A 15,614-nucleotide genomic window follows, 5' to 3' on the forward strand; every position below is an offset into this window, starting at 1 on the left:
GCTGCGCAGCCGCGGAGCGCCGCTGCTACGCCGCGGGGTAGTTTCGGTCCTGCGGACCGCTTGCTTATGCCGCTGCGCGGCATAAGGAATTGCGCGCTGCGCGCGCATGGCTGGCTACACAGGCGAATTGGGTGACGCAGCGTCAGAATCCCTGTTTTCTCTACGAATTCATGATTAAAATCAGTAACTTTTGCCAGGGAGATTCTCTTGCGAATGAGCTTATGCATCTTACGGGCTCACTTAATTCAAACAAACACGGGACCCATCACATTAAAGGCATCACTCTGAAAGCGGCCCCCTGGAGGCCGGCTGGACCCAGAGGCTCGAAGCGAAGGTGAACCGTAACTCTCCCAGCTTTACTGGGGTGTTCGACCCACTCCCTTTCCTTCTTTAACCCTACGCCAAACCCTTACGTAAGGAACGCAGACCTAGAGTACGAACCCTACATGTTCGACTTCATAATAGAGTTCTGATGGAGAGTCAATTTCTTTGGAGAAATCCATCCAAGCTGTGTCGAGGACTGTCTCATCACCGGACACCCATGCATCGATCAGGTTGTCCCAGCTGCGCCGGCTGGGGCGGATCTCCCGTTCGCTGGCAGTCTTCTGAGCTCCCTGAGCTTGCCTGTTTACGTCGCGCCAGTCGACAGGAGTGATCGTCATTCGCCTGCCGTAGGCTCGTTCTTTGACCTGCTGCTCAATGGCTTCGCGGATACGAGGGGGCGGGGTGTTTCCGGTGCGCTTCCAGTTGGTGGCACGAAGCTGCCAGTAGGCTCGGTTGATGCGTTCCCGGCTGGCGCGGCTGGGGGTACGGGTCTTCCAGCCGCGACGGGTCCTGGCAGGGATTCCGGCGCGGTCCATGGCCTCGCGTCCGCCTTTGCGGCTATTCAGGTAGGTCAGTTGAGCCCTCCAGCCGGGTGATGCGTCGGCTGGAGGGATGATGTCTGAATGCCGCATCAGATCGAGGACTTCGGTATTCAGCTGCTTGCCGAAGACCGTACCGCCGCTGTCGGGCCCGCGTCCCCAGTCGCGCAGGGGGCCTCCGGTATGCGGCTCGCGGGCCATTATGTGTCTCCCCAGCGCGAAATCGTCTTCACCTTGATCTGGTTCAGTGCGCGTCCTTCGAGGAACAGTGGTTTGCCGTTCCTGACTGTTCCCCATACATTACCGGAAAGGTGGAGCTCGTCTGTGCCACCTACGTGAACAACCGTCAATCCTGCCTGATATGCACGGATTGCCTTGCGTCGCAGATTGGCGAATGTCTGGCCGCGGACGATGTGCTGCCATTCCGGGCGCCGTAGTTGATGGTTGTTGCGACTGTCGCCCATGGTGGAGACCAACTTCGCGTACATTGCTGCGACGTATTTCTTCGTCAGTTCGTCGTCGTCTGCAATGGCGCGCATGCGGGCTTCGTTGAGAACCTGCACCAGCCTCTTGAAGAGTGCTGCGCTGCCCTTGGCGACATAGGCCTCGCGGATCACCGGCGGTGCGCAGAGTTCTCCGTACGATCGTGAGGCGAAATCCTTCAGGCTCAGCACCACCGACGTCGGTACCCATACTGTCCCAGGGGTCTCCCGGTCGTCGCCGAGGGGATGCGGCAGTTCAGGATGAGCCCATTGGATCGGGTCGATTCGGCAGATCCCCGCGAGATCGAGCCCTTTTCCATAGTTCTCCAGGTCATCCCACCCATCCGGGTTGTGGGTGATCGTCCGGATCGGGAGGTGCGCCGATTGGAGGGCAGCGAGGTAGGCGGCGTTGACGTCCAGTTCGGTCACTTCCGTGCCTTCGGGCACGGAAGGGTGTGTGAACTTGGGGCGGGCTTCCCATACGTCGTCGGCGTTGTCCCGCCGCTTGCGGATCAGCGGCTCGGGCAGTTTGGGATAGGTGGTGTGCTGATAGTTCGTCTCCACCCGTGTGATTTCGAACAGTTCCATCACGTCAGGAATCGCTGAACCGCCGTCGCCCGCCAAGGCCTTCAGGGCTGCGTCCGCGTCACCGCCGTACGTGTGCAGTGCGCGGGTTACCCGGTCGGAGACGAATGTGGCCAGGCTCGAATGAGTGGAGCGGGGAGACCGCGTCCGTGTGGGTGTCGGGGTGGAATTGGGCTGGGGGGGCGTGTCCAGGGCGGGGTGGGGAGGCAGTTCTTGGGGGGCGGTGACCGGCTGGGCAGGGTGGGGTGGTTCGGCGGGCGAGGCGGGGGCGTCGGTGAAGCGGGCGTAGAGCAGTTCGGCGCGCAGGTGGATGGTGGTCAGGGGGCCGAAGTCGCGTTCGGTGACGTGGATGTGGGCGTGTGTGCCCTCGCGGGTCAGGGTGAGGGCGATGTCGGGGTCGAGGGCGGCCACGGTGTCGGGGTCGTCGGTGTCCAGGGCGGCGATGACGGGCAGGCGCAGCTGTTGGGCGAGGCGGGTCAGGGTGCGGGTGGCGGCGTGCAGGGCGGGGCCTGACAGGGGTACTGCTGGGTCGTGGGTGTGCTGGAGGCGGTCGATGACGAGGAGGGCGAGGTGGTCGATGTAGGGGGCGGTGTCGGTGATGGCTTCGGCGGTGAGGTCGGTGCCGTCGTCGATGTGGAGCGGGGCTTGGGTCAGGCGTGCGGATGCTTCGTCGACTGCTGTTTGTTCGGCGGTGGAGAGGGTTCCGGCTCGTAGGCGGCGGTAGTCCGCGCCGGCTTCTGCTGCCACGATGCGGGCTGCGACGTCGGTGCGGGTGAGTCCTGATGCCGCGTACAGCACCGGGCGCCCGTGGGTGAGCGCTGTGTGGCGGGCGGCGGTCGCCGCGAGCAGGGATCCTCCGGCGCCGGGCGCGGCGGCGATCAGGATCAAGCAGCCTGGTGGCAGGCCGCCGGTGGCTTGATCGAGGGTGGCCAGGCCCCAGGAGAGAGCGGTGGGGGTCCGGGGAGAGGTGACTGTGTGCAGGACGTCGCCGAGGGCGGCCAGGCGGCGCGGGCTGTGCTCTGGCCGGCTGCGGGCATGAGTTGGCGGTGTGGAGGCCGATGGTGGGGGCGTGACGGGGGCGATGGGGGTCTCTTCGGCGCTGTCGTATGGGCCTTCGGGCGTGAGGGCGCTGTGGTCGGTGGATCTCGATGTCGCAAGCGGGTCGTTTGCGGATACCAGGACTGCGAGCGGTGTTCGGCGGCGCATCAGTACTTGTGGCTGGCCTTGGGCCGCAGCCACGACCAGGCTTCCCAGGCGCGTACGGGCTTCGGTGATCGGGGATGCCGGGAGCCGGGACAGGGCTGCCTGTCGTTCAGGGGGCAGGGCCTCCAGCGGCACCAGTACAGCCTGGTGGGAGCCTTTCGCGATCCGGGCGCTTTGGCCTTGGCTGGCAGCTTCCACTAGTTCGTAGAGCCGTCTGCGTGCCTCTTCCACTCGCAGCGGCTCGGAATTCGCCCTGTCTCCGGTGTCCGTCACGTGCGATCTCCTCACGTCCAGCAACACGTAAGGAAGCTAGCCTAGCAATCCGTAAGGAAGTGCGTTGAAACGTAAGGATGGGCTGGTGGTAGCGGGCCGAGCTCGTGAGGGAAGGGTGTGGCGGGGCACCGGGGCCCGCGCTCATGGCCCTGCAGTGTCGGCACGTGCGGCCTCGACGGTCCGGCGTACCAGTTCGGTGACCTGGTACGCGCTCAACTCCTGCTCTTCGCTTTGGGATTGGCCCCAGCAGCGCAGTACGCAGTGCAGCACGTCACCTTGCGCAGTAATTTTCACGCATGCAGTGGCAGGCATGTCGCAGCGCTGATGTCTCTTGGTGGCGTGCAGGTGGTTGCGGACTATCTGAAGGTGGTGGTGCCGGGGAAGGGAACGCTGCTGGAGACAGCCACGGCATTCCAGGAGGTGCGCCACACTCCCTGTGTGAGTGAGGAAGTCCGTGCCCGCTCTCTCCATGGTGTTGCAGCTGGCACAGAGCGGGCCGCGGACATGGCCGTGGTCGTGGCAGTGGTCCCAGAACGCGGCTTGTCGTGGCGGGTCGCACACCGCGCAGAGATAGTCCTCTGCGGTCGTTCCCCCACGTACTGCGTTGTAGGAGGTCCCGCGCAGGTGGCCTTGGTATCGGCGGAAGGTGGCCACCGAGCAGGTGGGGCACAGCACGTTCCACCCGCTGGTGCTGGAGGTCCGCCAGGCCCATGCCTGGCCGGGTGTGCCGCAGCCGGTGCACTGCCGCGCCGCCAGTGCCAGCTCTCTTTCGGCGCTCTCCCAGCGGTCCAGCATCTCGGCGTAGGGGCGAGGAAGCCACCACCGCTGTTCCGACCATGAAAGAACGTTCACGGGTGCAGTACAGGCGATCGTCCAGCCGCTGCACTTGTCCACGAAGCCGTCCCATGTCAGTCCGCACGGCAGGCCGGTGTGCGTGAGTCCTTCCTGCCGGCAGTAGGGGCCGCACGGGCAGCCGCCCTGCATGTACGTGGTGTCGGCGGCGTGGGACATCCACCGGCGCAGGTCGCGGCGCCAATCAGGCTGGTCGCTCCACGCAGGCTCGCTGTCGGGCAGTTGGGCGTCCACCGCATCGCCTGCCTCCCACTGCACCGCAGCCACGGCGCGGCCAGCGCGACGGACTTCTCGCTCGTCGAATCCCCAGCGGTTCTTGTGCTTGTAGCCACACACGGGAACGTCACCGAAGAACACGTAACTGTGCTCGATGTTCCGGCGGCGCCGGAATTGCTGTGGCGCCACGGGAACCGTGCATCCCTGTGTCTCGTCGGCCAGGTACTGCCGGGCCAGCTTCTCGCTGATCAGCATGCCCGCAGCATTGCAGCACCCACTGACACCCAGCCCCGGCCGGCTCAAGCCTCCTCAGCCCGGCGGGGAGTTCGGTGACAGGGCCGGCCGGTGGGTCAGTGGCGGGTGGGCCAGGTGCGTTCTGCCTTGATGTAGAGGAGTTCGGCTGCGATGCCGGCGGTGTGGCAGCGCTGTTCGAGGAGTTTGGTCTGGCGGATCTGTTCGGAGTCGGGGTCGTAGGAGGAGCCTGTGAGGTGGCGGACCCAGGGTTCCAGGCCGAGGGCGTACATGAAGACCTCGGTGGCTCCGAAGCGGCGGATCAGGCGCTCGGCCATGTCGGCGTCGCAGCCCTTGAGGCGGCGTGCCTTGTCGTGGGCGCGTTCGGTGGGGCGTTCCAGGAGGGGGCCGTACAGCCATGACATGGGGGCGCCGACGCATTCCAGGCCGATGAAGACGGTGTCGACCGCTCCGGTGGTGTCGCGGACGCGGCGGTAGACCTCGGGTTCGGTGTCGACGGCGTCGGTGGCGAACAGCACGCGCCGGCCGCCGATCTCGACGAGTGGCACGGCCTTGGCGCGGATGTCGAGGTCGCCGTGTTCGCCCAGGAACGGCAGCAGGGTGACGGTGGCGCCGTCGCCGGCGGCGGCCGACTCCAGTTCGCCCAGTTCCACCACGGTGCGGAAGCCGAGTGCCTGCAGCAGGAGTTTGGGGCTGGGGTCCTCCAGTGAGCCGCCGCCGGCGCGTGGCACGATCACGGTGTCCGTGCGGTGGCGCAGTTGCAGCAGTGCTTCGACCGAGACGTGGTCGCAGTGCAGGTGGCTGAGCACCACTGCGTCGATCCGTTCGGGCAGGTCGGCGAAGGTGAAGTGGTCGTGGCCGTCGCCGGCGTAGTGCGGCAGCGGGTCGAGGAGTACGGCCGCCGACTCGGTTTCCAGCAGGACGGTGGCGTGGCCGAGGTAGCGCATGCGTACGGTGTTCTCGGCGGCCGGGGTGTGCGGGGCGGGCGCCCGGTCGGTGAACAGGGCGGTGAACGCCTCGGCCGCGCCGGGGGCCGGGTCGTCGCCCAGCAGCTGTTCGGCGAGTTCGGTGGGGTCGGCGGGCAGGTGGGTGGCGGCGTAGAGGTCGTCGAGGCGGGGGTCGGCGAACGGTACGGGCAGGTCGATGCGGGCGGGGTGGGCGAGGACGGGGCTGCCGAAGGTGAAGGGCTGCTGGAGGTCGGGCTGCGGCAGCAGGCACACCGACTGCCCTGCCTGCCAGGCCTGGGCGGCCCGGTAGGCCAGTGCCTCGAAGAACCTCAGGCGCGGCCGGTCGGCGGTGTCGTACACCAGCTCCACCAGTCCGCGCAGGCTCTCGGGTATCTGGGGGTACAGGGAGTCCATCGGGCGGCCGTCCGCCTGTTCGGTGAGCAGCTGCTGGGCGGTGCGGATGTCCTCGGCGAGCCGCAGCAGTGGGGTGGCGTCGCGTTCGGTGCGGTTCAGCAGTGCTTCGATGTCGTCGGCGGAGCCGCCGTAGGGGGACAGGAATGGGCCGCCGTAGCGTTTCGGGTTGGCCAGTGCGGAGGAGTGCACGTGCGGGGAGCGCAGGTAGCTGCGCATCATCGGCAGGTAGCGGTAGTTCAGGTTCAGGGCGGCGGTGTGCGGGGGCACCAGGTGGCACCAGGCGTACCAGCGGTGCAGCAGTGGCTGCGGCACCGTGGTCGGGCTCAGGTACTGCTTGACCGGGCTGCTCATGGTGTCGCTCCCAGCTCCTTGTCGGCCGCGGACGGGGTGGGATCGGGGTCGTCTTGGGCCGGCGGGCCGGCGGCCGGGGTGGGTGTGGTGCGTGCGGTCAGGACGCCGGGCGCGCACAGGGCGAGGGTCAGGAAGATGCCGGCTCCGGCGATGACGAAGGCGAGGCGGGGGTGGGTGTCGGGGCTGAGGAAGCCGCCGCCGAGGTAGCCCAGGGTGCTGCCGAGGAAGGCGGCCGAGGACAGGGTGCCGCCGACCCGGCCGAGTACTTCCACGGGTACCGCTTTTTGCAGCAGGGTTTCCTCGCCGACGTTGGCGACTCCGTTGCCCAGTCCGGCGATCATCTGCATGGCGACGGCTGCGTAGAGCACGGGTGCGGCCGCGGTCAGCAGCAGTCCCAGGCCGGTGAAGAACCAGCCGAACAGGAACACCCAGACGGGCGAGCGGTGTTCGGCGGCGCGTACCAGCCACAGGGAGGAGGCGACCATGGCCACGCCGAACGAGGCGGACAGGATGCCGAAGCCGAACTCGCCGGTGTCCAGGGCGTGTTCGGCGAGGAACACCAGTGCCAGGTTGTCCAGGGAGCCGAAGAACACGCCCAGCAGGAGCAGCAGGATGATCGCCCGTGCGACCCGGTTGCCGCGTACGTGCCGCAGTCCTTCGGCGGTGTCGGCGAACAGGCCCTTCATGCCGCTGCGTGTCCCGGTGCTCAGTGAGGGCAGGGCGGGGATGCGGGTCAGCAGTGCCGCGGACAGGAGGAAGGACACCGCGTTCAGCAGCAGGGCGCCGCGCGGGCCGGTCCAGGCGGACAGCAGGCCGCCGAGTACGGGTCCTACGGCGGCCTGCAGGTTGAAGGCGGTGCCGAGCCAGGCGTTGGCGGGCATGAGGTCCGGTTCGTCGACCAGCCGTGGTACGACGGTGCGCCCGGCGGCGGAGAACACGGTCGAGGCGGAGGCCGCGATCACCACCAGCGCGACCAGGGCCATCAGGCCCGGCCGGGCGAGGACGATCACGGCGAAGACCGCGGCCTGTACCAGTTCGGCGGTGATCAGCAGGGCGCGTACGCCGACCCGGTCGGCGAGGGCGCCGGCGAGCGGGCCGAAGAACCGTGGCACGGACTCGGCGAGCAGGATCAGCGACACTCCGGTTCCGGCGTGGTCGCCCCGGCTGACCAGCAGGACCAGCGCGATCATCGCTGCGCCGTCGCCGATGAGGGAGACGGCGCGGGCCAGCCAGAACCGGCGGAAGGCCGTGTGCCGCCGGATCAGGTTGCGTTCAGTTGCCAAGGCCAGGGGTCCTTTCGCACAAACCGGGTGGGGGGTGTCAGACGACGGCGCGGCCGTGGGCGCCGGTGCGCCGGCCGGCGCTGCGCCGTAGGTCGGCGGTGAGGTTGAGGCGTTTGAGCCAGCGGTCGGTGCCGTCGTAGCGGGGGGTGAAGGGTCTGCGGCCGTGCACCGCGCGTTTGTTGTCCAGGATGAACAGTTCTCCCGTCGCGATGGGGAGGTCGGTCAGCTGCTGCTGAACGGCCGTCAGCAGCTGTTGCAGGGCGGCGGCGGCTTCCTCGTCGCCGTCCTGTGCGCGCATGAACGGGGGGTCGGCCCGCAGCCACGGCGAGGCAAGGTCGCCCTCGAGCAGTGCGACGGGCTCGGGGCGGGCGGCCATCGTGTCGATGCGTGCGAAGCGGCTTGCGTCGTCGGCGCCTTGGGCGCCGGTGGCCTGGTTGAAGTGCTGGGTGTGTGATTCGTCGGGCAGGATGTGGAACCGCTTTTGGAACAGCACCCGCCGGATCGGAGCGCTCAGGCTGAGGTCGTCCAGCGCGGCGAAGGTGGTGGCGACCCGGTCGTGGTTGCGCAGTCCGAGCAGCATCATCCAGTCGGCGCGCAGTGGGTGGAAGGCGTCCTCGGTGTGCCAGTCCAGGGTGGTGTGGGAGCCCGAGCCGAGTTGCTGGTTCTCGTGCCCGGCCACCGGGAACAGGTCGAGGATCAGCCGTCCGTCCTGCTGGCTGTGGAAGGAGAACGGCTCGCCCAGCAGTGAGCCCAGCAGCAGCAGTACGGCTTCCGCGCTGTGCAGTTCGGGCCGGTCGGGGCGCTGCCGGTAGCGGGTGGGGGTGGGGCCGAGGGCCCCTTCGTCCACCGGCAGTCCGGTGATCAGGAAGCCCGCGCGGGGCCGGCCGGTGAGGCGGAAGTCGGTCAGGACGCGGCGCAGCGGCCGGGGCAGTTCGTGGGCCATCAGCGTGGCCAGCCGCAGGGCGCGTTCGGCGCTGAGGGAGCCGGTGGCCCGGACGTATTCGCGGGCCAGCGCGGCCACGGCGTGGCGGTCGCCGGGCAGCAGGTCGATCCGGTCCGGCGTCGCGGCTGCCGGGCCCGCGGGTGGGGGTGGTGCCAACGTCTGCATCAGGGCTCCTCCGGGGGCTGTTGAGGGAGGCGGCCGGTGCGCCGTTCGTCAGGGGGGCACGCCTGGCGGTCCACCTTGGCACGGGGGTGCTCAAGGACCGCTCGAGAGCTGTCGGGGCCGGTGGGCGGGGGGCTGCTCGGGCCCGGCTGCACAGGGCCTTTGCGTCGGCTCAAGGGCGACTCCAGCCGGACTTGGCCGCGTGTTGCTGGCATGGACGCACCAGATCGGCACCGCTCCCGGCACGCCGGGGGCCGACCCACACGGTGGTGACGCATGACGGCGACGACCCTGCTGAAGCGCCGCATCTACATGTCGGTCTTCAGCCGCTCCGCGTATCTGCCGGTGGTGTGGGGCGCGTTGCGCGCCTATGCCGAGACGCAGAGCGACGTCGCCGCCGCCTACTGTTTTGAGGAGCCTTTCTTCCTGCCTGAGCAGGCGGCCGATGTGGCCGGCCGCATGGAGGATCCCGCGGTCTTCGCGATGTCCTGCTACCTGTGGAACTTCAACAAGAACATGGCGGCCTGCCGGGCGGTCAAGGAGCGCTTCCCGGATGTGGTCACCGTCGTCGGGGGCCCGCATGTCCCGGACGACGCGGGCGCTTTCCTCGCCGAGCACCCCTATGTGGACTTCGCCATCCACAAGGAGGGCGAGGTTCCGTTCGCCGAACTGCTGCGGGCGCTGCTCGCCGAGGAGCCCGACGTCACGGGCGTGCCCTCGCTGAGCTGGCGTGAGGCGGACGGCACGGTGCGGCGCAACCCGCTGGGCGGGCAGCTGCCGCGGGAGATCGACGTGCCCAGTCCCTGGCTGAGCGGCATCATGGACCCCTCGTTCGACGCGGCCCGCGCCGCCGGCTACCGGCCGACGGTGCTGTGGGAGACCAACCGCGGCTGCCCCTACAGCTGCACGTTCTGCGACTGGGGCTCCAACACCCTGTCCAAGGTGCGCAAGTTCGACGAGGACCGGCTGCACGCCGAGATCGACCACTTCTCCCGGCAGGAGGTCGCGGCGATCCTGTGCTGCGACGCCAACTTCGGCATCCTGCCGCGCGATGTGGCCCTCACCGACCATCTGGTGGCCAACCACGAACGCAGCGGCTTTCCCGGCAAGTTCGTCACCAGTTACGCCAAGAACGCCACCGACCGCATCGTGCAGATCAGTTCCAAGTTCGTGAAGGCCGGCATGTCCAACGGGGCGATCCTGGCCATGCAGACCGGCACCGCCGACGTGCTGGAGCAGATCCGGCGCTCCAACATGCCCGCGAAGAACTACGAGAAGCTCGCGGCCCGCTTCAAGGAGGAAGGCGTCGAGGCGTACACCGAGGTCATCCTCGGGCTGCCGCACGAGACGCCTGAGTCGTTCGCCCGCGGCCTGTGCCGGATCCTGGAGATGGGTGTCCAGGACGACATCATGATCTACGAGTGCTGTCTGCTGCCCAACTCCGAGATGGGCAGCGCCGCGCACCGTGAGAAGTACGCGCTGAAGACCATCACCCGCACCTATCTGCCCGACGACGTCGAGCAGGTCGAGGTCCTCGTCGAGCACAGCACGATGAGCCGCCAGGACTGGGTGAACATGTACCTGTTCGGCGCGGTGCTGCAGTCGATGCACAACCGCGGCCTGACCCGGCAGCTCGCGGTCTATCTGCACACCGAGCAGCTGCTCGGCTACGAGGACTTCTACCGCTCGCTCGCCGACGCGGCGATCGGGGATGCCTCCACGGTGCTCGGTGAGGCCGTCGACCGGGCCCGGCGGCTGTTGTGGGACTACCTCGCCTCCCCGGACATTCCCAACGAGGGCAAGGTCGCCTCCCAGCCGGACATGATGGAGCGCCTGGCCGCCTGGGTGCCGGGCAAGGAGTCCTGGCTGATCTACGAATGGTGCTGGGCGTACGTCCAGAACGAACTGGACCGGTTCTACCGGGAGTTGCGTGCCCATCTGGAGTCGGTGGGTGTCCCGTGCGACGAGCGTCTCGAGGAGTTGCTGCGCTACCAGCAGGCCCGGGTGTTCACCGTCGCCGACGCCGACACGCGGGTGGAACTGTTCGCTCACGACTGGACGGCGTATTTCCGTGACCCGTCGGCGGGGCTGAAGCCGGGGGTGCACATCGCCCGCTTCGAGGCCCCCGCGGCGAGGATGCGGTGAACGCCGCCCAGCGGCTGCTTGAGCGGTGCGCCCGCCACCCCGGGCGCATCGCGGTGGAGCCGGCCGGTGAGGCGGGCCGCGCCCTGACCTACGGCGCTCTCGCCGAGGACGCTCTCGCGCTGGCCGCACAGCTCACCCGGCGTGGCGCGCGGCCCGGTGACGCGGTGGCGCTGGTCGCGGCCGGTGTTCCCGAGTTCGTCACGGCCCTGCTGGCGCTCGGTGCCGCGGGCCTGGTCTGCTGTCCTGTCGACGACGCCCAGCCGCCCGAGCGGGTGCGCCGCGCGATGGACGTGGCCGGCGCGCGTGTGGCGGTGGTGGCGTCTTCGCGGCGGGCCGGGTACTGGGCGGCCGAGCTGGGGGCGGCGGCGGTCGTCGTGGGGGCCGGTGAGGCGGGGCCGTCCGGTGGCGGTCAGGCGGGGCCGTCCGCGGGTGTGCCGTATCCGGCGGTCGCGGACGATCCCGCGTATGTGCTGTTCACGTCCGGCTCCACCGGCACGCCCAAGGGCGTCCAGATCGCGCACGGCCCGTTCGTTAGGCACTGCGACGTGGCCCGCGAGGTCTACGGACTGGATGAGACCTCGGTGGTGCTGCAGTTCGCCTCGCCCGGCTTCGACGTCGCCCTGGAGGAGATCTGGCCGACGCTGCTCGCCGGGGGCCGGGTGGTGCTGCGCGGCGACGGGCTGTGGTCGCTGGCCGATCTGCTGGAGGTGACCCGCCGGCACGGCATCACGATGTGGCAGTTGCCCACCGCCGTGTGGACGCTGCTCGCCGCGGAGGCCGAGAGCCACGCCGGCCTGGTGCCGCCGCCCTCGCTGGCCTGCGTGCTCACCGGCGGCGAAGCGGCGACTGTGGCCGCGGCCCGGCGCTGGCTGGCCTCCCCGCTCGGCGCCGTACGGCTGCTGAACGCGTACGGGCCGACCGAGGGTGTGGTCACCTCCACGGTGTACGAGGTGCCGCGCGATGCGGCCGTCCTGCCCGGCGGCGAGGCCCTGCCCATCGGCCGTGCCATCGGCGGGCGCCGCGCCTTCCCCGTCGACGAGCGGCTGCGCCCGCTGCCTGGGGGGCGGACCGGGGAACTCGTCGTCACGGGCCCCTGTCTGGCCGACGGCTACCGGGGCGACGCCGGCGCCACCGCCCGGGCCTTCACCGAACTGCCCGACGGCACCCGGGTGTTTCGCACCGGGGACCTGGCCACCGAGGGCGCCGACGGCCACCTCGTCTACCACGGGCGCCGTGACCGCCAGGTCAAGGTCTCCGGGGTCCGGGTCGAGCCCGGCGAGGTGGAGGCCGCGCTCGCCGAGTGCGCCGGCGTCACCGCCGCCGCGGTCACCGTGGACGGCGCGGGCGGGCGGGCCCGGCTGGTCGCCCATGTGGTGCTGCGGCCCGCGCCCGTGGACACCGGCCGCAGCTGGGGTGCGCTGCGGGCCGAGCTGTCCGCCCGGCTGCCGGCCGCGCTGGTGCCCGCCCGGGTGGAGTTTTACGAGCGGCTGCCCCGTACCGCCAACGACAAGATCGATCTGACCGCGCTGGCCGCATCCGGACGGACGGGGAGCGCATCGACGGTGAGGAGTGAGGTGTGACCGCGACGACCACATCAGCGGCCGGCGTGCAGGGCGGACCGGAGCAGCAGACGGATGCCGTACGGGAGTTGGCACGGGCCCTGGCCGGCGACGGGTGCACCGCCGCGGCCGAGGCGCTCACCGGGTTCGCCGACGCCCTCGCCACCGCCGCGGCCGATCCGCTGCACCCCGTCGCCGTCCCCGGCTGGATCGTCGTCGAACGCGACGCCGAAACGGCCGACAGCGCCGACGGCGGCGGCGACGCCGACGAGATGGACGAGAGCGACGACGTCGTGGTGGCGCTCGACCCGGACGGTCTGCTGCCGCTGTACGAGGAGCTGTGCCGCGTCCCCGACCCCGAGCGGCTGCGGGCCGCCGTGGTCCTGCTGCTCAACGTCAGCGTGCGGCTGCAGCAGATCCTGGGCGGCGCCGAGGCGTCCGCCCAGCTGATGCAGACGGCGGCGCAGCTCTCGCCGGTGCTGGAAGCCGTCACCGGCGGCGCGCCGCCGCTGGTGGGGCGGGCCGCGCTGCAGCTCACCGAGGACGGCGACCGGCTGGTGCTGACCGAGCCGCACGCGCGATGGCTCACCGGTGAAGTGGAGCGCCTGCCCGCCGGACGGCGCCGCGGCGCCGTCCTCGCGCTGGCCGCGCTCGCCGAGCAGCTCGGCGAGAAACCGCAGACACGGGACGCCGGTCGGGCCGTCCTGGCCGTCGCCCGGGCGGCGGCCGGGCAGCTCGCCGCTCCGGAGGGAGAGCACGCATGATCACCAGTCAGACGCTGGGCACCACCCTCTACCCGGTCAGCCTCGGCGGTCATCTCGTCGAGACCGCCGTGGAGATCGCCCGGGGGGCCGCCGCGCGGCTCGCGTGCGGACCCGATCCGGACAAGCTGCGCGCGCTCGGCGCCGACGCGGCCTTCCTGCGCCATCTCACGCCTGCGCCCGCGCCGCGGGCGTGACCTTGAACTCCGGCGCCGTGTCCGCTCGGTGCCGGTGCACAGCCCGGTGCCGTCGTGCGGTACCGGCACCCGAACTCCGGTTCCGCGGCCAGCGGCTGCCGGTGCATGGCCCGGTCCCGCCCCCTAGGCGGCGCCGGTACTCAACCCCAACCCGACCAGGAGTCGAGATGACCCAGAAGACCATGGACGTGCAGTCCGCCCAGCAGCCCGCCGCCGCCCCGGCCAAGCCGGCCGAGCGCAAGCCGTCGATCAGCTCGCGCATCAGCAAGTACGGCAAGTACGACCGGCTCCAGGGCTGAACCGAACTCCCCGGGGTGCGGGCGGCACGGCCGTCCGCACCCCTGGGGGCGTCGCCGTCGAGTCGCCGAAGAGAGGTTCCGCGATGTCCGCACAGACCGTCAGGATCGATCCCGGGCAGTTCCGCAAGGTGTTCGGCGGTGACCTCGGGGACGTCTTCCTCCTCGTCACCTCGCCCGGCATCCGCGCGGGCCTGAGCATCGCCGCCGACACCCCGGTGCCCGTGCAGGAGTTCACCTGGAGCGGGCCGGACTCTCGCCCGGGCCTGATCGCCGAGATGGCCGCGCTGCGCGCGTCCGGCAAGCGTGCCTGCATCCTGTGGATCGCCGACGACGAGTTCGTCCACTTCGACGACGAGGACCTTCAGGGCATGCGGCTCGGTGCCTTCTCCAGCTTCTCGGCCCCCTTCTCCGAGGAGACCCTCGCCAGCAGCGTCCGTATCGTCTCCGAGGTCGACTACGAGCGTGAGCTCCAGATGGAGGAAACCTTCCTCACCCTGCTCGACCAGGCCGACGACATGCTCTTCGTCGGGCACGAGTTCGGCACCGAGGCGGTCTTCCAGCACCAGTTCTCCGAGCACTGGTTCTCGCTGCACGGGCCGCTGCAGCCCGGCCAGCAGGTCGTCCTGCCCACCGGCGAACTCAGCTCCCTCGTCAACGCCTCCGGCGAGTTCGAGGACGACACCCGCTTCACCCTCGACGGCGAGATCACCCTGAAGGGCGCCCCCATCGTGCACCGCGGCGGCCACGACACCAGCCTCGCCGAGACCGAGCGGATCTACCAGGACCTGGCGGCGATGGCCGACGAACCCGCCGTCATCACCCTCGCCCAGGGCCGCATCACCGCCGTCCGCCCGGCCCGCCCCGGCCGGGCCCGGTTCGCCGAAGGGCTGCAGCGGCTGCTCGCCCACGACGCGCGGTACGCCAAGCTGCACGAGATCGGCTTCGGCACCAACGCCTCCTGCGTCCCGCTGCTGCCCGGCAACTACTTCGCCAACGAACGCCACCCCGGCGTCCACCTCGGGCTGGGCCTGGGCACCTTCACCCAGTTCCACGTCGACCTGATGAGCACGGCGATCGACGTCGTCATGCGCGGCGTCGAAGGCCGCGACGTCGACCTGTTCCCGGCGCTCGGACTCACGGCGGGCCAGGCCCTGCCGGCCGCCGCCTGACCCACTCGAGACGGAGGACGCGCAGGTGCTGCACGATGCTGGAACTCCCTGGCCGGCACGTCTGAGGGGCGCGGAAACGGATCCGCTCCTCGCGCCGGCCGTACCGGCAGATGCCGCACCGGCGGCTGCTGTCCCGCAGCCGCCCGCGCCGGGCGAGGCGGTGCGGGTGGCGGCCGGGGCCGCGCGGGTGCTGCATGCCATGACCGGGGGTGCCCCTGAGGGGCTGCTGCTGGTGGTGGTGGCCGCCGTGCGGATCGTCGTCGCGGGGCTCGGTGGCGCCCGGCGTGTGCCCGTCGTCTGCCCGGCGTTCGGTGAACATGCCTCAGACGGCGCCGAGTTCGCGCTGCTCGCGCCGCTCGACCCCGAGGCGCCCGCTGCCGCGTTCGTCGAGGCGCTGCACACTGAAATGGCCGGCGCGGCGGCCGATCCCTGGCCGGACCGGGCCGCGCTCGCCGCCCGGCTCGAGGCCAGCGGGGCGGCCGACCCGGCCGTCCTCGGCCAGCTGGCGGTCCTCTGCCCCGCCCTGCACGGTGACCGGAGTCCCGCGGCGCCCACCGGCGCCGTACTGACCGCCGTGCAGGACACCCCCGACGAGCTCCGGCTCACCGCCCACGGCACCGCCGACCTCGCCGGGGCCCTGCCGCGCTGTGTCGCCGCC

The 15,614-nt window shown here is 70.2% G+C and carries 13 protein-coding genes and 1 pseudogene; 7 read left to right on the plus strand and 7 right to left on the minus strand.

Annotation, left to right across the window (positions count from 1 at the left end; all coding sequences use genetic code 11):
- The 7 genes from AB0I98_RS47765 to gntD form a co-directional block, all read right to left on the minus strand.
- Positions 1 to 227: hypothetical protein (locus tag AB0I98_RS47765; protein ID WP_362952475.1), on the minus strand; the 227-nt coding region annotated here is incomplete at its 3' end.
- Between the two features lie 201 nt (positions 228 to 428).
- Positions 429 to 1,064, minus strand: a complete 636-nt coding sequence (locus AB0I98_RS47770) for a hypothetical protein (RefSeq protein WP_362952477.1) — start codon at positions 1,062 to 1,064, stop codon at positions 429 to 431.
- Entirely contained in the window at positions 1,064 to 3,433 is a 2,370-nt protein-coding gene (locus AB0I98_RS47775) for a DnaB-like helicase C-terminal domain-containing protein (protein ID WP_362952479.1), read from the minus strand. The genes AB0I98_RS47770 and AB0I98_RS47775 overlap by 1 nt, the downstream gene beginning before the upstream one ends.
- 114 nt (positions 3,434 to 3,547) lie before the next feature.
- On the minus strand, positions 3,548 to 4,729 hold the full coding sequence (locus tag AB0I98_RS47780; RefSeq protein ID WP_362952481.1) for an endonuclease domain-containing protein: 1,182 nt from the start codon (positions 4,727 to 4,729) through the stop codon (positions 3,548 to 3,550).
- A 95-nt stretch (positions 4,730 to 4,824) separates the two neighbouring features.
- Positions 4,825 to 6,438, minus strand: a complete 1,614-nt coding sequence (locus AB0I98_RS47785) for an MBL fold metallo-hydrolase (protein ID WP_362952483.1) — start codon at positions 6,436 to 6,438, stop codon at positions 4,825 to 4,827.
- A complete protein-coding gene (locus AB0I98_RS47790) occupies positions 6,435 to 7,721 on the minus strand; it encodes an MFS transporter (RefSeq protein ID WP_362952485.1) in 1,287 nt (428 codons plus the stop codon). Before AB0I98_RS47790 ends, AB0I98_RS47785 begins: the two co-directional genes overlap by 4 nt.
- Before the next feature lie 37 nt (positions 7,722 to 7,758).
- The gene (gene gntD, locus AB0I98_RS47795; RefSeq protein WP_362952487.1) at positions 7,759 to 8,829 is read right to left on the minus strand and encodes a guanitoxin biosynthesis L-enduracididine beta-hydroxylase GntD; all 1,071 of its coding nucleotides are present in this window, start codon (positions 8,827 to 8,829) and stop codon (positions 7,759 to 7,761) included.
- 273 nt (positions 8,830 to 9,102) lie between these two features.
- Between gntD and AB0I98_RS47800 the strand changes: the two genes are divergently transcribed.
- The 7 genes and pseudogenes from AB0I98_RS47800 to AB0I98_RS47830 all read left to right on the plus strand — a co-directional run.
- Positions 9,103 to 10,971 (plus strand): cobalamin-dependent protein, encoded by a 1,869-nt coding sequence (locus tag AB0I98_RS47800; protein ID WP_362952489.1) that lies wholly within the window; start codon positions 9,103 to 9,105, stop codon positions 10,969 to 10,971.
- Positions 10,968 to 12,551 carry an amino acid adenylation domain-containing protein gene (locus tag AB0I98_RS47805; RefSeq protein ID WP_362952491.1) on the plus strand — a complete coding sequence of 528 codons (1,584 nt, stop codon included), beginning with the start codon at positions 10,968 to 10,970 and terminating at the stop codon, positions 12,549 to 12,551. The genes AB0I98_RS47800 and AB0I98_RS47805 overlap by 4 nt, the downstream gene beginning before the upstream one ends.
- Positions 12,548 to 13,294: a hypothetical protein gene (locus AB0I98_RS47810; protein WP_362952493.1), complete on the plus strand. Its 747-nt coding sequence runs from the start codon at positions 12,548 to 12,550 to the stop codon at positions 13,292 to 13,294. The genes AB0I98_RS47805 and AB0I98_RS47810 overlap by 4 nt, the downstream gene beginning before the upstream one ends.
- A complete protein-coding gene (locus AB0I98_RS47815) occupies positions 13,291 to 13,488 on the plus strand; it encodes a hypothetical protein (protein ID WP_362952495.1) in 198 nt (65 codons plus the stop codon). Before AB0I98_RS47810 ends, AB0I98_RS47815 begins: the two co-directional genes overlap by 4 nt.
- A gap of 167 nt (positions 13,489 to 13,655) precedes the next feature.
- Positions 13,656 to 13,787: a hypothetical protein gene (locus AB0I98_RS47820; protein WP_362952497.1), complete on the plus strand. Its 132-nt coding sequence runs from the start codon at positions 13,656 to 13,658 to the stop codon at positions 13,785 to 13,787.
- An 83-nt stretch (positions 13,788 to 13,870) separates the two neighbouring features.
- The gene (locus tag AB0I98_RS47825; protein ID WP_362952499.1) at positions 13,871 to 14,956 is read left to right on the plus strand and encodes a hypothetical protein; all 1,086 of its coding nucleotides are present in this window, start codon (positions 13,871 to 13,873) and stop codon (positions 14,954 to 14,956) included.
- A gap of 25 nt (positions 14,957 to 14,981) precedes the next feature.
- Positions 14,982 to 15,614, plus strand: a pseudogene (locus AB0I98_RS47830) (hypothetical protein); the annotation flags it as partial.

Source organism: Streptomyces sp. NPDC050211, from assembly GCF_040656035.1.
Taxonomy (GTDB): domain Bacteria; phylum Actinomycetota; class Actinomycetes; order Streptomycetales; family Streptomycetaceae; genus Streptomyces.